Here is a 20681-nt window from a genome sequence, read left to right on the forward strand (position 1 = left end):
TATGATTGAAGCGATTAAGGGCATTAGCTTTGAAGTAAATCAAGGCGAGATTGTGTCATTGATTGGATCAAATGGTGCGGGTAAATCCACAACCTTACGGACAATTTCAGGTATCAAACCAGCTAAGAGTGGTCAAATTCTTTATGAAGGACAAGATATCCTAAAATCAAACGCAATGAAGATTGTAAAAGCAGGAATTTCTCAAGTACCAGAAGGGCGTCACGTATTTAAAGGGATGTCAGTTAAGGAAAACCTTTTAATGGGCGCTTACACTCGTAAAGATCGCGATGGCTTAAAAGAGGATATGGAAAAATCATTTGAATACTTCCCAATCATTAAAGAGCGTTTAAACCAAGACGCAGCGACTTTATCAGGCGGGGAACAACAAATGGTTGCCATGGCAAGAGCTTTAATGGCTAAGCCAAAATTACTATTGTTAGATGAACCATCAATGGGATTAGCACCATTATTCATCCAACAAATCTTCAACATTATTGAGGAAATCAATGCAGCTGGTACAACAGTGCTATTGATTGAACAAAATGCCAAGCAAGCATTAAGCATTTCTGACCGTGCTTACGTTATGGAAACTGGTAAAATCTTATTATCAGGATCTGGTCAAGAATTATTAACTTCTGAGAAAGTGCAAGAAGCTTATCTTGGTGGGGCAATGGTATAGATTTATATAATCTTAATATAAGCGTTGAGTAATCGTAATGGTTTACTCAACGCTTTTTATGTATAATGCAGGGGAAAATGGACTAATTACGGTCAAAATAAGATGTAAGTAAGGGGGTGACAATATTTTGGCAAAGAAAAAGAAGCAAGCAAGACGCAAATTAAAGGGTTGGCAAGGTTGGTTTAAAGGGTATCAACAAGCATTCAGGCTAATTTTCAAAAAAAGAAAATATAAAAAAATACAATATATTTCCAAGAAGAGACGTTCACAACGTCGTAAAGAAATATGGTTAGGAACACTTGCAATTCTTGGATTGATGCTATTTTTCCTTTCCCAAGACTATCAAGGCGTACCCACGTCAAGTGAGGCCTCTAGTGAAGAGGTGGAAATGGTATATACGGACCAAGAATTTGTGGATTTAGTCGGGCAATATGCAGTAACTGAATATCCTAATTCTCATGTATTACCAAGTATTGTCACCGCCCAAGCAGTATTAGAATCTAATTTTGGTAAAAGTCAATTATCTAGTGAGTATTTTAATTTATTTGGTCGTAAATCATATAGCCCAAATGATCCAAGTGTAGATTTACCCACACAAGAATTTGTGAATGGCCAATATATTACTGTGGATGAGCCTTTCCGGGTTTATACATCTTGGGAAGAATCGGTAGCTGATCACGGAAGGTTACTTGCAAACGGCACTTCATGGAATGAAACACATTATAATGGTGTTTTGAATGCAAGTTCGTATAAAGAAGCTGCCTATGCCTTGCAAGAAGCTGGGTATGCTACCGATCCTAATTATGCGGAATCTTTGATAGATGTGATAGAAAGATATGAATTAACTCGGTTTGATAACCAGGTTCAATAGGATAAGTGAAAGAAAATTCATTTGCAATGGTACCTATTCAAGTGTATTATAAAAGATGAACAATATTTCGGTATATTGTACTTTTTATAGGGGGTAAAACCGTGGCGAAGACTAAGAGCTATAAGGACATAGCATATCAATACCTAAAGGAACAAATCGATAGTAATTTGCTATTACCAGATACACACTTAAAAGAAGTGGAAATTGCAGAAACGCTAGGCATGAGTCGTACGCCGGTTCGAAAAGCCATGGCACAACTTGCTGAAGAAGATTATATTCGTATTGAACAATACAAGGGTGCGGTAGTAGCGAAAAATGCACTAAACGCACGAGCAATTGTGGAACGTCTACAATTTATTGAATTGTTAACTATGAATCTCTTCCAGCAAATGCAAAATAAAGATGTCCAAGTAGACACCGAACGCGTTGAAGAATTGAAACAAAATATTTCTGAATCACTTGCAGCATATGACTTGGAAACTTACTTTGATACTGAATTCAAAATGTTTACCTATTTGGTATCCTTCTATCCGAATTCATACTTCAGACAGGTTACCTTGAATACAATTCAACCCCTACATGAATTGTACATAAAAGAAGCCAAGGAGGATCACTCAACCTTCAAACGAGAAGCGAATGATTTAAAAGAAATCTATCCAACGATGTTGAAGGCTTTAGTACATAAAGATTATGCGATGGCGCGTAAACAAGCCCGCATATGGATAAACCAATTAATTCTTTATCAAATCAACAAATAGGAGAGAGACGAATCTTAAAAGGTTCGTCTTTTCTTATGGCATTAGCTTGTGACACACCTTGTTTAATCGGGTTCCGCAAACCAGAAATGACTGCGTTTCAGATTAGTTTGCAACTGACTGCGTCAGTCACTACACTAATCTTCCAACGTTATGAGTGAGTTGATGCTTTAGCATTTACTCGCTCAAATGCGTTAGAAGTCTCCTGCCTTAGCGCTCTGAATCACATCCTATAATCGGGTTCGCTCGACCAGCTCAAGTCCACTTCAGACTAACTTGCAGCTGATTGCATCAGCCACTGCATTAGTATTCCAGTGTTGTTGAGCTGAGCGGTCGCTCTCGCACCTTGTTTTCGTTGAACAGGTGTTCTATAAATGGTATCCTTATCAATGAAACTATACGGGAAGGTGGCCTAATGATGGCATTGAATCAATTTACGAAGGGGCTTAATGATCGACAAAAGGAAGCTGTTGAGCATACCGAGGGGCCGCTATTAATTATGGCTGGTGCTGGTAGTGGGAAAACACGTGTTTTGACTCACCGCATGGCCTATATTTTAAGTGAAAAAGATGTGAATCCTTGGAATATTTTGGCGATTACATTTACCAATAAGGCCGCTAAGGAAATGAAAGAACGAGTTTCAGCCCTAGTAGGCCCGGATGCCAATGATATGTGGGTATCCACTTTTCACGCTATGTGTGTACGTATTTTAAGAAGAGAAGCTGAGGCAATTGGTTTTACAAGGTCTTTTACCATAGCTGATCCATCAGAACAACAAACCCTTATCAAACGTATTATTAAAGAATTAAACTTAGATAAGGATAAATTCTCTCATAAAATGCTGCTAGGGCGTATTTCTGATGCGAAGAATAACTTAATGCTACCAGATGACTACCGTCAAAATTATTCTGGATATATAGAAGATGTAGTGGCAGATGTATATGAACGCTACCAGAAAGGTCTTCAAGCAGCGCAATCTTTCGACTTCGACGATTTAATTATGTATACCGTTAAATTATTTGACCAACAGCCAGATATTCTGAAATACTACCAACAAAAATTTCACTATATCCATGTGGATGAATATCAAGATACCAACGAAGCCCAATATAAATTGGTCAAACACCTAGGAGGGTACTTCCATAATGTGTGTGTAGTAGGGGATGCTGACCAGTCTATTTATGGTTGGCGTGGTGCCAATATGGAAAATATCTTGAACTTCGAAAAGGATTATCCAAAATCAACCACTATCCTATTGGAACAAAATTACCGGTCTACTAAAAATATCTTGCAAGCGGCCAATAATGTCATCAATAAAAACACCTATCGTAAGGATAAGACCCTTTGGACTGATAATAACCAGGGTGAATTGATTTCTTATTACCGGGCGCAAAATGAGCGTGACGAGACCAACTATGTCATCGGTAAAATTAAAGATGCTATCAAAGGTCAAAACAAGCGTTACGGGGACATTGCCATTCTGTATAGAACCAATGCCCAGTCCCGTGTAATGGAGGAGAATTTGGTCAAGGCCAACATGCCTTACCGGATTGTTGGCGGTCTAAAATTCTACGACCGCAAGGAAATTAAAGACATTCTAGCTTACCTACGTCTACTGGCCAATCCGTCTGATAACCTATCATTTACGCGTATTATCAACGTGCCTAAACGTGGTATTGGACCAGGAACCCTAGATAAATTAAACACATTCGCCAGCCAGCAAGGGATTTCCCTTTTACAGGCGGCAACCCTAGTCGACCATTCACCAATCACTGGTAAAGGTGCTACGAATTTAAAGGCTTTCGGCAAAATGATGGCCAATCTCCAAACGCAACGCGAATTCTTAGCCATCCAAGACTTAGTCGAGGAAATTTTAGCACAAACCGGCTACTTAAAGGATTTGGAAAATCAGAAAACACTTGAAGCTGACGCCCGCATCGACAATATTCACGAGTTCATTTCGGTAACCCAAGAGTTCGACAAACGTTGGGAAGCTGAGCAAGAAGACCGCGAACAAGCAGCGCAAATTGCGGCCCAAGAAGAAGCGGAACGGCCGACAGAATTACAAGAAGCCAACCTCAACCAAAGTGACGTGAATCCGGGCAATAACCCACTCAATCCAGATGGTACCTTCAATTTATTCGACCTTGAAGGGATTCAAGCAGAACTTGATGGTGTGATTGACAACAATCCGGCTGAAGATGATGCCTTGATGGGCTTTATCACGGATTTATCATTGGTATCAGATTTGGACAACCAAGAAATTGACCAACAAGGGGAATTGACCTTGATGACTTTACATGCGGCTAAAGGACTTGAGTTCCCAATTGTTTTCATTATTGGGATGGAAGAAGGTATGTTCCCACTAGCCCGTGCAGCTAAAGAAGAGTCGGAACTTGAAGAGGAACGACGACTTGCTTATGTTGGCATTACCCGAGCGGAAGAGAAATTATACTTAACCAATTCATTGTCGCGCTTGCTTTACGGGAAATACCAGTCCAACCCAGTTTCGCGATTTATCGCAGAAATTGATGATGAATTATTAGACGACAGCGAAAATGAGCGGTCTATTTTCCAACCATCTGGCGGCAGTCCATCAGACTTACCATTTGGTGGCAGCAGCTCATCAGGTTTCGGTTCTTCATCTTCATCAGGCGCAACTTTTGCGGCAGATTATGCCAGCAAAAGTAAACGAGCGTCCAATACCTATGAAAGAGCCAATGCCAAGTCTTACTATGAACGCAAGAAAGAAGCGAAACGGTCAGTATTTGACCCAGTTACCGCTAATAAAGATATTAAAACAGTAGATGGTCCAGTAACCTGGGCTATCGGCGATAAAGCCGTCCACAAAAAATGGGGTGTTGGGACAGTTGTCAAGGTTTCAGGTACTGGCAATGACCAAGAGTTAGATATCGCTTTCCCTAATCAAGGAATCAAGCGTCTATTATCTGCCTTCGCCCCAATTGAGAAACAAGCTTAAAATATACATCACGGAATAAACGGAATAAAAGGAGATTGAACGATGACAAAGGATAACCAACAAAGTATTGATGTTGCGCGTATTGAAGCCTTAACCCATCTCTTGAATGACTATGCCTACCAATACTATGCCTTAGATAATCCAACGATTTCGGATACCGAATACGACAAACTTTACCGTGAGTTACAGGATCTAGAAGCCAAGTACCCAACTTTCATTCAAGCTGAATCGCCAACGCAACGGGTGGGGGACGCTGTGTCCGAAGCCTTTACTAAGGTAACCCATTCACAACCTATGATGTCCCTAGGTAATGCCTTTAATTTTGAAGAAGTAGCTAAATTTGTAGCAGATGCGAAGAAAAGTATTGGCGACCATATACGCTTTGTATGTGAGTTGAAAATTGATGGTTTATCAGTAGCTATTCAATATGAAAATGGCCGTTACGTCCGAGCAGCTACTCGGGGGGATGGTGTTGTTGGTGAGGATATTACTAACAATGTTCGTACCATTAAATCAGTCCCTATGAAACTTCGCCAAGATATCGATATCGAGGTGCGCGGCGAAATCTACATGCCTAAGGATGCCTTTTTGGCCTTAAACGAAAAACGTGAAGAAGCAGGCTTGCCAACTTTCGCTAACCCGCGGAATTCAGCTGCTGGATCAATCCGTCAATTGGATTCAAAAGTCACAGCCAGTCGTAATTTGAATATTTTCTTATACTCAGGAGTCTTTTCTGATGAATTACCGATCAAGAGTCAACAAGACTTGTTCCAACATTTCCCAGACTATGGCTTGCGCGTAAACCCGTTAACCAGAGTGTGTGAAACTTTCGAAGAAATTCAAGCCTACATTGAAGAAATGACTGCTAAACGTCACGAATTGTCTTACGGTATTGATGGGATTGTTATCAAGGTAGACGATTTTAGTGACCAAGAAACTTTAGGTTATACGGTTAAGGCACCCAAATGGGCGATTGCCTACAAATTCCAAGCCGAAGAAGTGGAAACGACCATCCATGATATCGAGTGGACGGTTGGGCGTACAGGTGTAGTTACCCCAACTGCCATTATGGAACCAGTTTTATTAGACGGGTCAACCGTTCAACGGGCTAGCCTCCACAATATGGACTTGATTGAGGCTAAAGATATCCGCCTAAATGATACAGTGGTCATCCATAAGGCGGGGGATATTATTCCAGAAGTGGTGACGGTTGTTTTAGATAAGCGACCTGAAGATTCAACGCCGTATCCTAAACCAACGACTTGTCCGGTTTGCCATAGCGACCTAGTCCATTTAGAGGATGAAGTGGCCTTGAGATGTGTGAACCCAGCTTGTCCAGCCCAAGCAAAAGAGAAGTTGTATCATTTCGTGTCTCGAAACGCCATGAATATTACCGGTGTTGGCCCATCTGTCCTAGAACAAATGTATGACAAGGCCAATGTCCATAGTCCAGCTGACTTATACCAAGTCAAGAAAGACCAATTGATGGCCTTAGACAAGGTTGGGGACAAGGCGTCAGATAAGATTATCCAAGCTATTGAAGCTTCCAAAGAAAACTCACTTGAGCGCTTATTATTTGGTTTAGGCATTCGTCATGTTGGGGCGAAAGCTGCTCGTCAGATAGCTGAAGTATACCCAAGCATGCAAGAAATTATGACCAAGGGAATAACCGATTTAACCAATATTGAAGGAATTGGCGAAACCATCGCGGATTCCGTGGTTGCCTTTTTTGCCACAGACGGCGCGCGCGAAACCATTGAGGCCCTAGTGGAAAATGGCGTCAACATGAAGTACAAGGGGCCGGGTAAAGCAGAAGTTGAAGCCATCGATTCCTTCTGGGCCGGCAAAACAATCGTCCTAACTGGGAAATTATCTCAGTACACAAGACCGGAAGCTAAGAAAGCTATCGAAGCCTTAGGAGGTAACGTTACAGGGTCCGTTTCTAAGAAGACGGATATCCTAGTTGCTGGGGAAGATGCAGGGTCAAAATTGGCCAAAGCAGAAAACTTAGGCGTTACTGTATTTTCTGAACAAGACATGGTTGACAGGTTATAATATAATAGACTCTATGAAGTGCGTTTCGAAATAGCTTCTTTAGACGGACTACAGTCATCCTATCGGGCTTGAAAAGTTGAAACGACTTTTCTTGAAGCGCCAGAAGAAAAACGCGGACTTGTGATTGGGGAGAATACCAAGTTAAGAAAGGGAATGTCGTATTGAAAATCAAAAAATTCAAAACCTTATCTATATTATTGGTGGCAACCTTGGCCCTAGCAGCCTGTCAAAATGACCAAGCGGATTCAACCGAATCAGCAGGTTCAGCCAGCCAAACTTCATCTAGTAGTGAAGAACAACAAACAAGCCAATTGTCGACAGAATACTACTCGTCATACATTAGTGACGGCACTTACCAAACCAATTCTGCTTCAGGCATTACAGCGGGGGCATCTTCACAAGCCAATGCGGAGAATTTAGAGCGCGGTTTGTATGACCTAGCCAAGAATATTTTCTCAACAGAGGACTATTCAATTCAAGAGGGCCAAGTAATTGGCGAAGACAAAACGATTGCCTTCTTAAAAGCACAATCTGATGAAAACCCAGAAGGATTAAATCCATCAGGTGCACGCTCTGAAACACTGGATGGATATGAGCCACGCTACTTAAATTCTATTATGGAATATGATGTTGTGGACCAAGATGGTAATGTAGCTGGTATTTCAATCGGTTTGGGGATGAACTATTCAGACACCTTTAACTCTGAATCAGAAACACAAGAATTTGAAATCACATCCGAAGAGCGTATCGAACATGGGAAACAAATGGCGGAAAAGATTGTAAGCAATATTCGTCAAGATGATGCTTACGCCGATACGCCAATTCATGTGGCCATTTTTGAAAATGAGGAATCAGGTGATCTAGGTGGTGGTACTTATACCACAGATGCCGTTTCTTCAAGTGGCAACTCATTCGGTGACTGGTCCACTTATAATCAGGACTTCGTTGTTTATGCCGTAGATGATGCACCAAACGAAGAAGATACTGTATCCTTCACCCGTTTCCGTGACCAAATCCAGTCCTTCTACCCTCAACTATCAGGTTTATCAGGGGTAGGATACTATCAAGATAACGAACTGCAAAACGTTAATATTGTAATCAATAGTCAGTTTGATGGTTATAGTGAAGTTATTGCCTTGTCTCAGCAAGCAATTTCAACTGCTAGCTCAGTATTCAATAACAATATTGAGATTCAAATTCAAGTAGTGACCGCTGACGGTGTACGCGCCTTATTGACGAGAAATAAAGATTCAGACACTTTTGACTATGCATTAGTCGATTAATATGTGTGATATTTTGTGACATATCAATCTATTTTTCTTATTTGAAAAAGGGGTTGTTAGCTGTTTGCTAGCAGACAGCAATAGGAAAAATGAGCAAATCGATAGGCAAGTTTTAGTATAAAAGCTTGTCTATTGCCATTTATAAGCGGTTTTTAACTATAGAAGATTAAAATTATAAAAAAGCTACTCATGTAACCTTAATTTACATTGTTGACTTGAGCGGTTTGTGCTAAAATAAAACAGGTAAAATAAGGCGAAAACTAAGCTGAAGAATGAAGGAGGAACCCGTTATGTCAATTTCTGAAGAAGAAGTTAAACGGATTGCTAAATTAGCTAAATTCAAAGTTGAAGATGAAGATGTCGTTCACTTTACTGAAGAATTTGGGAATATTTTAAATATGATTGAAGAGTTACAAGAAATCGATACTACAGATGTAGCGCCTATGTTCTGGGCAGTCGATTTTGAAAACGTGATGCGCGAAGATAAAGTTGTGAAAATGCAAACGCGTGATGAATTATTTATCAACGCCAAAACAACAGTCGATGGCTTTATCGAAGTACCATCAATTATTGATACAGATGGAGGCGACGCTTAATGGAAAAATTTACAGATACAATTCGCTCTTTAAATGAGAAATTAGTAGCAGGCCAAGTGACATCTGTTGAACTAGTGGAAGAAGCTATCCGACGCATTAAAGCAGACAATGACGTTATTAACGCTGTGATCACATTAGACGAAGAAAATGCTTTAGCTAAAGCAAAAGCATCTGACGAAAAAGGTTACTCCTCTGACCGACCATTACAAGGAATTCCGATTGGATTAAAAGATAATATTTTAACAAATGGCGTCACAACTACAGCAGCATCTAAGATGTTAGCAGATTTTGTACCAATTTATGATGCAACAGTTACTGAAAAATTAGCTGAAGCAGGCGCGATTAATATTGCCAAATTAAACATGGATGAATTCGCCATGGGTGGTTCTAATGAAACGTCTTATTTCGGCCCAGTCCGTAATCCATTTGATACAGAGCGTGTACCAGGTGGTTCTTCAGGTGGTTCAGCGGCCGCAGTTTCAGCTGGCCAAGTGATGGCAACATTAGGTACCGATACAGGTGGTTCAATCCGTCAACCTGCGGCATACAACGGAATAGTCGGTATGAAACCTACTTACGGTCGTGTGTCACGTTGGGGCGTTATTTCTTTTGCTTCTTCACTAGACCAAGTTGGGCCAATGACGCGTACAGTTGAAGATAATGCGATTATGTTAGAAGCAATTGCTGGATATGATGACCATGATTCAACTTCAGCAAACATTGAAGTGCCTAACTATGTAGCTTCTATGAAAGATGGCGTTCAAGGTTTAACTGTTGGTGTACCGGTAGAGTTCTTCGGTGACTCAGTTGATGATCAAGTGAAAGAGCAAGTTCGTGCTTCAATCAAGCAATTAGAAAATGCTGGTGCAACTGTTAAAGAAATCAGCTTCGAAAATCTGAAATATGGTATTCCAGTTTACTATATCATTGCCTCTGCAGAAGCATCTTCAAACTTACAACGCTACGATGGTATCCGCTATGGTTACCGCGCAGAAAACTTCAATGATCTAGAAGAATTGTATGTAAATACAAGAACTGAAGGTTTTGGTGATGAAGTAAAACGTCGTTTGATGACAGGTACATTCTCTATCGCATCAGAAAACTTCGACGAATACTTCATGAAAGCTGCTAAAGTACGTATGTTAATTAAAGAAGCATTTGATAACATCTTCTCAGAAGTTGATTTAATCGTATCACCAGTAACTACTGGCACTGCCTTTAAATTAGGTGAGAAAAATGAGGATCCAATCGAAATGTACATGGCTGACTTATTAACAGTTCCTGTAAACTTAGCTGGACTACCTGGTTTATCAATGCCTGTTGGTTTTGACGACAAAGGTCTACCAATTGGTTTACAAATCATCGGTAACCGTTTCGAGGAAGAGAAAATTTACCGTGCAGCATACGCTGTTGAACAAGTAAACGACGCTTATACTAAACATCCAGCAGAGTAAGAGGGAGGAAATCGCATGAATTACGAAACAGTCATTGGACTTGAAGTCCATGTCGAATTAAAAACAGAATCAAAAATGTTCTCTCCATCTGCCGCTCACTTTGGAGCAGAACCTAACACAAATACAAACGTTATTGACTTCGGTTACCCTGGTGTCTTACCAAAAATGAACCGTCGCGGTATTGAATTCGCTATTAAAGCGGCCTTAGCCTTAAACTGTGAAATCAATCCAGTACAACACTTCGACCGTAAAAACTACTTCTACCCAGATAATCCAAAAGCCTTCCAAACAACACAGTTATGGCAACCAATTGGTGAAAATGGTTGGATTGAAATTGAAGTGAATGGTGAAACGAAAAAAATCCGTATCGAACGTCTTCACTTAGAAGAAGATGCCGGTAAAAACATCCACGGTGCTGGCGACTCACTAGTTGACTTAAACCGTCAAGGTACACCGTTATTAGAAATCGTATCTGAAGCAGATATGCGTTCACCAGAAGAAGCATATGCATACTTAGAAAAAATCCGTGAAATCATCCGTTTCACAGGCGTTTCTGATGTAAAAATGGAAGAAGGGTCAATGCGTTGTGACGCCAACATTTCTTTACGTCCTTACGGTCAAAAAGAATTTGGTACCAAAAACGAATTGAAAAACTTAAACTCATTCAACTATGTTCGTAAAGGTCTTGCTTACGAAGAAAAACGCCAAGCACAAGTTTTAAATGCTGGTGGCGTGATTGAACAAGCGACTCGTCGTTATGATGAAAGCACTGGTAAAACACAATTAATGCGTGTAAAAGAAGGGGCTGCGGATTACCGTTACTTCCCAGAACCAGACCTACCGCCATTTACAGTAGCTGACGCTTGGTTAGAAGAAATTCAAGCCACCCTACCAGAAATGCCGGCTGATCGTCGTAAACGTTATGTAGATACTTACGAATTACCTGAATATGACGCTCAAATCTTAACACAAACCTTAGAAATGTCTGATTTCTTTGATGCTACAGTGAAAGCTGGCGCTGATCCGAAACAAGCTTCTAACTGGTTAATGGGTGAAGTGAATGCTTACATGAATGATAATGAAAAAGACTTAGACCAAATTGGTTTAACACCCGAATCATTAGCTGAAATGATTGCCTTGATTGAAGATGGTACTATCTCAAGCAAACAAGCGAAAAAAGTATTCAAATTATTGGCGGATAAAGGCGGTTCTGCTAAAGAGGTTGTTGAAGCTGAAGGGTTAGTTCAATTGTCTGATCCAGCACAATTATTACCATTGATTACTGAAATCCTTGATAACAACCAACAATCAATTGACGACTATAAAGCTGGTAAGAAGAAAGCGACTGGTTTCTTAGTTGGTCAAATTATGAAAGCAACGAAAGGTCAAGCGAACCCACAAGTTGTTAATCAATTATTAACAGAAGAATTAGATAAACGCTAATTTTGAACAAAGTTAAAACATGTCTGGTCCACCAAGTCGGTGAATCGGACATGTTTTTTATTGTTAGTAAATGAATCGCAAAGTCTCTTGTTTACACTTACTCTCAAATACTCTGATATGGTCAGTTACCCTTTTTAACTGTTAAGGCATGCTAGGTAGTTCTAGGCTCAATCTTGCAAACGTATCTCACATACCTGAATAATTTAATGACCAACTTTAAAATCTACTATTTTTTAATCCGGATAGTAATATAAATTGGGATGCTTAAGATATATAATTGCCTAAAATTGGAGTAAAGCTAATTACGGTTAAAAAGTAAATATTGGCTATTTTTCCTAGCAAGTGCAGGGGTTTGACTGGGTAGGTTCAGGTAGAACAATTCGTAAAATTAACTAGTAAATATAAGCTAACAAAGGCTTGATACAAATTCAAGCTTTCTCTATGACTTGACAATGACCGTTAATGTTCGTATGCTTATAGGTGTTGAAAAGAGAATATGATTTGTTAGGCAGAGGCTCCTATACAAACACAGGCTACTGCCCAGAAACGTCCAGAGACGCCAATGGGTATAACAGGATCATCCGAATAGAAGGAATTTCTAACGTAGCTAACAGGAATGTTTACGTTGTATAGTGCTAAAACTCCACGAAAAGATCAAGTAACAAAAATAGGTGTATACCCATTTTTGTTGTGGATATTTAGAGTAGGCTCTCGCTAATTTTAGTGGGGGCTTTTTATATTGCGACAAATCTTCATTTTAACAAGTATAAAATGAGGAGGTATTTTTATGGTAAAAAGGTGTATCATTTCTTAGTTGTTTTTATCATTCATTCAATGGTTAAAGACTTTCTTTGCATCCTTTCCAGAACATTAGGTGGCTGATTACAGTTTAGACTAATGTGAGGAAGTAGCATCGTGTGAAAGAAAGGATTGAATACAATGATGAATAACAGAGATAAATTAGGTTACTTTGAACTAGCTAGTAAACCTATTTTAGAAATAAAAGAAGTATTTAAAGTAAAAGCAGACGGTTTTAAAGAAAACGAAGCAAATCAAATTAGAAATGAATACGGCGATAATGAAATAGATTATGGTACAGAGAAAAGTTTATGGCGCTATATCTTTGAGGCTTATTTCACGCCATTTACACTCGTATTATTAAGTTTAGCTTTGATTTCATTTTTAACAGATTATGTATTTGTGGAAGCTGCTGAACGGGAAATTATAGGACCAATTATTATTGTGGTGTTAATTATCTTAAGTGGTACCATGTCTTTGATTCAAACTATCCGTTCAAATCAATCTGTAGAAGCATTAGAATCTATGGTCGAAGTGACATCGGCAGTTAAGAGGGAAGGTCAGTACCAAGAAATTAGAACTGAAGATATCGTAATCGGTGACTTAGTTGGGTTAAAAGCTGGGGATATGATTCCAGCGGATATTCGTTTACTAAACAGTAAAGATTTATTCGTATCTCAGACTTCATTAACAGGTGAAAGTCACCCTGTTGAGAAACGCGCACTGGATGAAATAGAGGAACCTACTACTGAAACAGATTATGCTACCCTAGTATTTACTGGAAGTGAAGTAGTGAGCGGTGTCGGTGAAGGTGTGGTAGTAAGAACCGGGAATAATACATTATTCGGTGGTATTGCGGATGCCTTTGCCAATGAACCTATTAAAACAAGTTTTGATGAGGGTATTGAAAAGACGTCACTATTATTAATTCGCTTTATGGGTTTGATGGCAGTGATTGTTATTCTGATTAATGGTTTAACAAAAGGTGATTGGTTACAAGCTTTACTATTTGGTATTTCCATTGCAGTCGGTTTAACGCCTGAAATGTTACCAATGATTGTGACAACAAACCTAGTCAAGGGTGCTAAAGATATGAAAAAAGAGGGAACGATTGTCCGGAACCTCCAAGGTATTCAAAACTTTGGTGCTATTGACGTATTAGTGACAGATAAAACGGGTACCTTAACACAAGATAATATTGTGCTCCAACACCATCTAAATATTGATGGGGAAGAAAGCGAACGTGTATTACGCCATGCTTATTTAAATAGCTATTATCAAACTGGTTTAGGTAACCTTATGGATAAAGCGATTATTCAAGCAGGTGAAGATGAAATAGCATGTGAAAAACTCGCTTATACAAAAGTAGATGAAATTCCTTTTGACTTCGAGCGTAGAAGACTGAGTGTAGTGGTTGGAGACCAAGCGGGTAAAACGCAAATGATCACTAAGGGTGCGATCGAAGAAATGTTGGCTGTATCATCTTACGTGGACTATGCGGGGGAAATACTTGAGTTAACAGACCAAGCACGGGAAGAAGTATTAGCACAAGTTGCCAAATTAAATAGTCAAGGATTACGTGTATTAGGCGTTGCCCAAAAAACAAACCCTAGTCCTGTAGATGCTTTCTCAGTAAAAGATGAAAGTGAAATGGTGCTTATTGGGTATTTAGCCTTCCTAGATCCACCAAAACCATCGACTAAGGCAGCTATTAAAGCTTTAAATGATCATGCAGTTAATGTGAAAATTATGACAGGTGATAACGAACTAGTGACGGTATCTGTAGCTGAGCAGGTAGGTATCCCTACAGATCATATTATTTCAGGGGATCAATTAGTGGATAAAACAAATGAAGAACTACGTGAAATTGCTGAAAAACACAGCTTATTTGTAAAATTAAATCCAACGCAAAAATCAACTTTAGTGACGATCCTAAGAGAAAATGGTCATGTGGTAGGGTTTCTAGGTGATGGGATTAATGATTCGCCAGCACTAAGAGCAGCCGATGTGGGCATTTCTGTGGATAACGCAGTGGATATTGCTAAAGAATCAGCAGATATCATTTTGCTAGAAAAAGACTTAATGATTCTTGAAAAAGGGATTCTAGCAGGACGAAAAGTATTTGGTAATACCATGAAGTATATCAAAGCGACTACTTCATCTAACTTTGGGAATGTATTCTCAGTACTGATTGCTAGTATCTTCTTACCATTCTTACCAATGCTACCTATTCAACTGCTGTTCTTAGGCTTAATCTATGAAATTGCGTCAATGTCATTACCATGGGACGATATGGATAAAGAATATTTATACCTACCTAAAAAATGGGCAGCTTCTTCCATTCAAAAATTTATGGTATGGTTTGGTCCAACAAGTTCCATTTTTGATGTCACGACCTTTATCGTTACATTTTTCCTTATAGCACCAAGTATTGCTGGTGGACAATTTGTAAACTTAAACGAAGGTCAACAAGATTTATTTATTGCGATCTTTCAATCTAGTTGGTTTGTGCTTTCCTTATGGACACAAACGCTTGTTTTGTATACTTTACGCACACCAAAAATCCCATTTATTCAAAGTCGACCATCAAAAGTAGTACTTTCAATTACAGGTATTGGTATTTTAATTGGAACATTAGCACCGTATACAGGTTTAGGTCACGCACTTGGCTTAGCTGCATTACCAATCCAATTCTGGGGGTTATTAGCCGTAACAGTCGTTTTGTATTTGATATTAGTACAAATCGTGAAACATATCTATGTGAAACGTCATGGCGAATTACTATAATGGCAGCTATTGATATTTGGAAAATAACAAGAAAAAAGAGAGCGGCAGCTCTCTTTTTTGTGTCAATTTTATAAAGCTACCTGAGCAAAACCAAGGTGTGCTCTTTTTTCGATGGCCTTTGTAATTTGATAGGCAATTTCAAAGTCAATCATTCCATGGATCAAGGTACCGATACCGATTAAAACAATTAAAGTATACATGAAACCATCTGATGGTGGGACTACGCCAGCCGTAGTCAAAGCATATACAATCGCCACTTCGCCAAGACCGTGGATGGTGTTGATCACGCAGTTAAAGGCTGTTCTTGAGCCAATTTTTACCAGGGTATTTGGTGCTTTTTGTAGGTAATACGCGCCTAAAGTTGCAAAAATTAAGTGAGTAAGGGCACGAGCCACGATAATGATAGGGAAACCTGCCATTAGAAAACCGATAGTAGTGCCGACTGCGACAATAGCTGCTGTTGAAGGTTTTCTAAACATGGACATGTCAACAGGGACATGAGAACCTAAGGTAAAAGAGGCAGGGCCTATGACGACTTTAAATGGCATAATTAAGGGGATAAAGATCCCTATAGCGGTAAGTAAACCAGTAATAGTTAAATTTTGTGTGCGCTTAGACACTTGATTCCTTTGCATAATAATTTCCTCCCAAATTTGTTGAGTTAATCATACGCAAAATTCCTTTAGGTGTCAAGACAGGTGTAAAGACTGACAAGGAAGATAATCTAAACTTTGAAAGTGTAAACTAAATACTTTCGTCTAATAAAATGCCAACAGCTTTTAAGTCGGCTTTAATGGCTTCAAATGTGGCTTCATCAGACGTTGTAATAGTGTGTAGGTGGATGCCGTTGGTTAAAGAAGACAGCATTGTGCCGGCTGATTTATCCATGGCTGCATGGAAGTCTTGAATATCGCCCGCATGCTTAATTTGTAGGCTGGCTTTAATTAACCCGTAATAAGGGTGGTCTACCTCGACATTTTCAACGTAACCGCCGTGGTTGACGATTATAGTTAATTCTTCAATAGCTTGGTCCGCTAAATGTTGGCAGACGATTTTGCCACGGAAGCGACTATCATCCACGCTCGTAGCTTTATCGGCTAATAGGTAGCCTTGGTTTGTGGCGATAATGTCATGGTGACTCGCCCGCAAAATAGCGACGTCCCCGACAATGATTTGGCGGCTGACACCAAATTCTTTGGCAAGGCTAGTGGCTTTCAGGGGCGTTGTGGCTTGGTTCAAGGTTTGAATCAGTAAGTCTCGTCGTTCGGCTGCTTTCATGGAAGGCCCTCCTTTAGATCTTTCGTTGATTATAGCACATGCCTTCACGTGACGACCAACAAGGTGGCGCCGATTCCTTCTCCAAAGAGTGACGGTCTGGATACCTTTGAAAGCCGGGAAATTAATGATAAAATGATAAGGAAGATTTACCGAGACCAAATAGAGATAGATAAGGGAGATTATTATGGCAAAAGTAGAAAGTTTTACATTAGACCACGATGCTGTGAAGGCACCATACGTACGTGTTGCGGGCGCTGAAACGGGGGCGTTAGGGGACAAATTAAGCAAGTTTGATATCCGCTTTGTGCAACCAAATCAAGATTCCATTCCAACAAGTGCCATTCATACTTTAGAACACTTATTGGCGGCTTATACGCGCGATTATTTAGAAGGGGTTATCGATATTTCACCAATGGGCTGTCGTACTGGCTTCTACATGATCGTTTGGGGAACACCATCAGTTGAGGAAGTGGCAACAGCCATGACAAAAGTACTGAATGATGTCTTAGCGGCTAAATGGTCAGATGTGCAAGGGACAGAACGCGTTGAATGTGGTAACTTCCGTGATCATTCACTATGGGGCGCGCAACAGTATGCAAAAGACGTTTTAGAAGCAGGGTTCTCAGTAGATCCATTCGAGCGTAAAGTCTTTAATTAGGGAGGTTTCTATGGATAAACAAGAGAAAATTAAAATTCTACAAGATGTCATCCAATTAGAAACACCAAACGGTAATGAAGAAATTGTCGCCCTATATTACAAGAACTTACTTGAAGCACATGGTATCGAATCGGAATTGATACAATATGCGGATGGTCGTGTTAACTTGGTAGCAGAATTAAAAGGTCAAGAAGATGGAAAGATTTTAGCCGTATCAGGCCATATGGATGTGGTAGATGCTGGAAATCCTGACTTATGGACATACCCACCATATGGTGCTGAAATTCATGATGGTGTAATGTACGGTCGTGGGACAACTGATATGAAAGCTGGTTTAACGGCTTTAATTATCGCCATGATCGAATTAAAAGAATCTGGCCAAGACTTTAGCGGGACAGTTCGTTTACTAGCTTGTGTTGGAGAAGAAATCGGTATGCTAGGGTCTAAACAATTAACTGACCTAGGTTATACAGAAGATATTGACGGCATGATTATCGCCGAACCATCAACTCCTTACTACAACACCAAACACAAGGGGTCAATCCAATATCAAGTCATTGCCCACGGACGTGCTGCCCATTCCTCTACACCGGAAAAAGGGGTTAACACCATTCAGCTGATTAACGATTTTATCAACAAGACCAATGTCAAGATTGATGAAGCGGCTGCGACAGCTGAAAACGATATGTTAGGTAAAATGTTGAATGTCTTCACCATGATTGAAGGGGGCAACCAAATCAACTCAGTCCCTGAATATACAGTCCTATCAGGAAATGCACGGACAATTCCTGAAGTAGGCAATGACGTTGTGGTTGGCATTTTCAATGACGTGATTGAAGATATTAACGCTAACGGTCAAGGTATGTTAGAATTGAACTTGTTACAAAACAACCAATATGCAGATGGAGATAATGATTCTGTATTAGTAGATTTAATTAAGGTAGAAGATCCACAAGCGGAAAACCGCGGGTTAAGTGGTGCAACTGACGGGTCTAACTTTACCAATGTAGATAACAAATTTGACTTTGTTATTTATGGACCAGGTAGGATTGATAGCGCTCATACCATAGACGAATCTATTGAAGTGGACCAATACTTAGCCTTCATCGATAAGTATGTGAACATATATAAAGGATACTTGAAGTAATTCTTTGGCTTTAAATGTAAAATTCACTTAGATTATGAACCAAGAACATTGAATTTGGTAACAGAATGGATAGGCATAATGACACCTGTTTTGACGATAAGATTGATACACTTATTTATTTGATGGGTTAAGAAAAACATTATAAAAAATATTTGATTAGTAACGCTGGCACTTGGGTGTTGGCGTTTTGTTGTTTTCTCAAGTATTTCAAGGGTGTACATGGTAAAATGGTGGAGACAATGAAAAAGGATGATGATAAATATGAAAAAGAAATATACAACGCCGATTCAAAAGAATGACTCTTTTGAAGGCACAATTGAAGACCTTACTTTTCAAGGATTAGGTGTGGTTAAAGTGGATGGTTATCCGCTATTCGTAGAGAATGCTTTACCAGGTGAAGTGGGGACAATTAGGGCTATTTCTGTGGGTAAAAAGTTTGGCTATGGAAAAATGATGGAACGAACTGTGGATTCACCGGACCGGGTAGACATTGTGGATAAGGTATCAAGCCAAGTGGGTACAATGCCGCTGCAACATATGACTTATGAATCCCAACTTGCTTTCAAACAAAAACAAGTGGAGAATGCTTTTAGTCGTTTTGGTCTAGCTGAAGGGCGCGAAGTATTGCCTACTGTAGGTTCTGAAGATACTTTTAGATACCGTAATAAGGCACAAATTCCTATTGGTACGGATGATGAAGGGCAATTGTATTCAGGCTTTTACCGGAAAAATTCTCATGAGATTATCCCTGTGGAAGATTTTAAAATCCAATTACCTGGAATTGACGAAGCTATCGCAAGTATTGTAGATATCTTTAACCAACACGAATTAAAAGGCTATGATGAAGCGAAACATTCAGGGCTAATACGTAATATTGTAATCCGTAAGGGCTATTATACAAATCAAATGATGGTCATTATTGTGATTAAAGGTAAAGATTTACCGGAAGAAAACCAAATTGTGACTGAAATTGTGGAAAAAGTACCAGAAGTTGTGTCTATTGTCTTGAGTTCGAATACTAAACAAACAAATGTCGTAATGTCAGGTAAACAACGTGTGCTATATGGTGTGGATAAATACGAGGATAAGATGTTTGATTTCACCTTCGATATTTCAAGTCGGTCATTCTTCCAAATTAATACACCTCAAGCTGAAAAGTTATATCAATTAGCGATTGATGCAGCTGATTTAACTGGTGAAGAAACAGTAGTAGACGCCTACTGTGGTATTGGTACAATTACCATGGCATTAGCTAAAAAAGCCAAACAAGTATACGGGGTAGAAGCTGTGTCTGATGCGGTTAAAATGGCCAAGAATAATGCAGCTTTAAACTATATTGATAACGTCCATTTTGAAACAGGACAAGCTGAAACGGTAATGGGTGAATGGGTCAAAGCGGGCGTTCAACCGGACGTCGTTGTTGTAGACCCACCACGTAAAGGCTTAGATGATACTTTCATCGAATCAACAATTGAAGCTAACCCAGAAAAGATTGTCTATGTTTCGTGCAATCCAACAACTATGGCACGAGACATCGCAAAATTCGTAGAAGCAGGCTATGACTTCGAGCAAGTTCAACCATTAGATATGTTCCCACAAACTTGGCATGTTGAGACAGTGACACTACTTGAGAAGAAACGTTAGTTTCGCAGAAGTAGATCTCCTACCCATGCACGGATTTTCCAAGAAGGCAAGCAAAATGAGCAAACTGAGTGGCTGAAACATTGTATGTTTAATGGTATAATTCATGAGGGAACAAAGCGACTTCATTTACAAGCTGTCAGCTAATTCCTCCTAGGTATTGATACCTAGGAGGAATTAGCGAAATAGACAGCTCTTTTTGTTGATTTTACTAGGTTATCGTTTATAAACGTTGGTTTAGAAAGCATATGAGTCA

Annotated in this window: 15 protein-coding genes and 1 riboswitch; of the genes, 13 read left to right on the plus strand and 2 right to left on the minus strand. The window is 39.6% G+C overall.

Going from position 1 to position 20681, the window contains the following annotated elements; genetic code table 11:
• The first annotated feature begins 1 nt into the window (after nt 1).
• The 10 genes from ACRCJ0_RS03010 to mgtA all read left to right on the plus strand — a co-directional run bounded on the left by ACRCJ0_RS03010 (nt 2) and on the right by mgtA (nt 15701).
• Complete coding sequence (locus ACRCJ0_RS03010) at nt 2–679, plus strand: ABC transporter ATP-binding protein (RefSeq protein ID WP_431389452.1); 678 nt, start codon at nt 2–4, stop codon at nt 677–679.
• Nucleotides 680–806: 127 nt separating this feature from the next.
• Nucleotides 807–1550 (plus strand): glycoside hydrolase family 73 protein, encoded by a 744-nt coding sequence (locus tag ACRCJ0_RS03015; RefSeq protein ID WP_431389453.1) that lies wholly within the window; start codon nt 807–809, stop codon nt 1548–1550.
• 101 nt (nt 1551–1651) lie between these two features.
• Nucleotides 1652–2308, plus strand: coding sequence for a GntR family transcriptional regulator (locus ACRCJ0_RS03020; RefSeq protein ID WP_016897923.1), 657 nt, complete (start codon nt 1652–1654; stop codon nt 2306–2308).
• Nucleotides 2309–2720: 412 nt separating this feature from the next.
• The gene (locus tag ACRCJ0_RS03025; protein ID WP_431389454.1) at nt 2721–5285 is read left to right on the plus strand and encodes a UvrD-helicase domain-containing protein; all 2565 of its coding nucleotides are present in this window, start codon (nt 2721–2723) and stop codon (nt 5283–5285) included.
• A gap of 42 nt (nt 5286–5327) precedes the next feature.
• Nucleotides 5328–7340 (plus strand): NAD-dependent DNA ligase LigA, encoded by a 2013-nt coding sequence (gene ligA, locus ACRCJ0_RS03030; RefSeq protein ID WP_431389455.1) that lies wholly within the window; start codon nt 5328–5330, stop codon nt 7338–7340.
• 161 nt (nt 7341–7501) lie between these two features.
• Entirely contained in the window at nt 7502–8623 is a 1122-nt protein-coding gene (locus tag ACRCJ0_RS03035) for a CamS family sex pheromone protein (RefSeq protein WP_431389456.1), read from the plus strand.
• Nucleotides 8624–8913: 290 nt separating this feature from the next.
• Nucleotides 8914–9219 (plus strand): Asp-tRNA(Asn)/Glu-tRNA(Gln) amidotransferase subunit GatC, encoded by a 306-nt coding sequence (gatC, locus tag ACRCJ0_RS03040; RefSeq protein WP_016897919.1) that lies wholly within the window; start codon nt 8914–8916, stop codon nt 9217–9219.
• A complete protein-coding gene (gatA, locus tag ACRCJ0_RS03045; protein WP_431389457.1) occupies nt 9219–10673 on the plus strand; it encodes an Asp-tRNA(Asn)/Glu-tRNA(Gln) amidotransferase subunit GatA in 1455 nt (484 codons plus the stop codon). The genes gatC and gatA overlap by 1 nt, the downstream gene beginning before the upstream one ends.
• 15 nt (nt 10674–10688) lie before the next feature.
• Entirely contained in the window at nt 10689–12116 is a 1428-nt protein-coding gene (gene gatB, locus ACRCJ0_RS03050) for an Asp-tRNA(Asn)/Glu-tRNA(Gln) amidotransferase subunit GatB (protein WP_270370812.1), read from the plus strand.
• Nucleotides 12117–12609: 493 nt separating this feature from the next.
• A riboswitch (M-box (ykoK) riboswitch) is annotated at nt 12610–12777 on the plus strand.
• A gap of 278 nt (nt 12778–13055) precedes the next feature.
• A complete protein-coding gene (gene mgtA / locus ACRCJ0_RS03055; RefSeq protein ID WP_431389458.1) occupies nt 13056–15701 on the plus strand; it encodes a magnesium-translocating P-type ATPase in 2646 nt (881 codons plus the stop codon).
• A gap of 68 nt (nt 15702–15769) precedes the next feature.
• Here the strand turns inward: mgtA and ACRCJ0_RS03060 are convergent, their stop codons facing one another.
• Both ACRCJ0_RS03060 and ACRCJ0_RS03065 read right to left on the minus strand, forming a co-directional pair.
• Nucleotides 15770–16336 carry a hypothetical protein gene (locus tag ACRCJ0_RS03060; RefSeq protein WP_271735804.1) on the minus strand — a complete coding sequence of 189 codons (567 nt, stop codon included), beginning with the start codon at nt 16334–16336 and terminating at the stop codon, nt 15770–15772.
• A gap of 109 nt (nt 16337–16445) precedes the next feature.
• Nucleotides 16446–16979 carry a transcription repressor NadR gene (locus ACRCJ0_RS03065; protein WP_181463305.1) on the minus strand — a complete coding sequence of 178 codons (534 nt, stop codon included), beginning with the start codon at nt 16977–16979 and terminating at the stop codon, nt 16446–16448.
• Between the two features lie 184 nt (nt 16980–17163).
• On the opposite strand from ACRCJ0_RS03065, the gene ACRCJ0_RS03070 reads away from it, so the two are divergent.
• The 3 genes from ACRCJ0_RS03070 to rlmD all read left to right on the plus strand — a co-directional run bounded on the left by ACRCJ0_RS03070 (nt 17164) and on the right by rlmD (nt 20428).
• On the plus strand, nt 17164–17637 hold the full coding sequence (locus ACRCJ0_RS03070) for an S-ribosylhomocysteine lyase (RefSeq protein WP_048728807.1): 474 nt from the start codon (nt 17164–17166) through the stop codon (nt 17635–17637).
• A gap of 10 nt (nt 17638–17647) precedes the next feature.
• Complete coding sequence (locus tag ACRCJ0_RS03075) at nt 17648–18784, plus strand: ArgE/DapE family deacylase (protein WP_197558352.1); 1137 nt, start codon at nt 17648–17650, stop codon at nt 18782–18784.
• Nucleotides 18785–19045: 261 nt separating this feature from the next.
• The gene (gene rlmD / locus ACRCJ0_RS03080; protein WP_431389459.1) at nt 19046–20428 is read left to right on the plus strand and encodes a 23S rRNA (uracil(1939)-C(5))-methyltransferase RlmD; all 1383 of its coding nucleotides are present in this window, start codon (nt 19046–19048) and stop codon (nt 20426–20428) included.
• Nucleotides 20429–20681 lie beyond the last annotated feature (253 nt).

It is taken from the genome of Aerococcus sp. L_32 (assembly GCF_050689315.1).

Bases quoted from the DNA above. Each gene is read 5' to 3' on its own strand.
- ACRCJ0_RS03010 (WP_431389452.1), top strand. From the start codon at position 2: ATGATTGAAGCGATTAAGGGCATTAGCTTTGAAGTAAATCAAGGCGAG.
- ACRCJ0_RS03025 (WP_431389454.1), top strand. From the start codon at position 2,721: ATGATGGCATTGAATCAATTTACGAAGGGGCTTAATGATCGACAAAAG.
- ligA (WP_431389455.1), top strand. From the start codon at position 5,328: ATGACAAAGGATAACCAACAAAGTATTGATGTTGCGCGTATTGAAGCC.
- gatC (WP_016897919.1), top strand. From the start codon at position 8,914: ATGTCAATTTCTGAAGAAGAAGTTAAACGGATTGCTAAATTAGCTAAA.
- gatA (WP_431389457.1), top strand. From the start codon at position 9,219: ATGGAAAAATTTACAGATACAATTCGCTCTTTAAATGAGAAATTAGTA.
- gatB (WP_270370812.1), top strand. From the start codon at position 10,689: ATGAATTACGAAACAGTCATTGGACTTGAAGTCCATGTCGAATTAAAA.
- mgtA (WP_431389458.1), top strand. From the start codon at position 13,056: ATGATGAATAACAGAGATAAATTAGGTTACTTTGAACTAGCTAGTAAA.
- ACRCJ0_RS03060 (WP_271735804.1), bottom strand. From the start codon at position 16,336: ATGCAAAGGAATCAAGTGTCTAAGCGCACACAAAATTTAACTATTACT.
- ACRCJ0_RS03065 (WP_181463305.1), bottom strand. From the start codon at position 16,979: ATGAAAGCAGCCGAACGACGAGACTTACTGATTCAAACCTTGAACCAA.
- ACRCJ0_RS03070 (WP_048728807.1), top strand. From the start codon at position 17,164: ATGGCAAAAGTAGAAAGTTTTACATTAGACCACGATGCTGTGAAGGCA.
- ACRCJ0_RS03075 (WP_197558352.1), top strand. From the start codon at position 17,648: ATGGATAAACAAGAGAAAATTAAAATTCTACAAGATGTCATCCAATTA.
- rlmD (WP_431389459.1), top strand. From the start codon at position 19,046: ATGAAAAAGAAATATACAACGCCGATTCAAAAGAATGACTCTTTTGAA.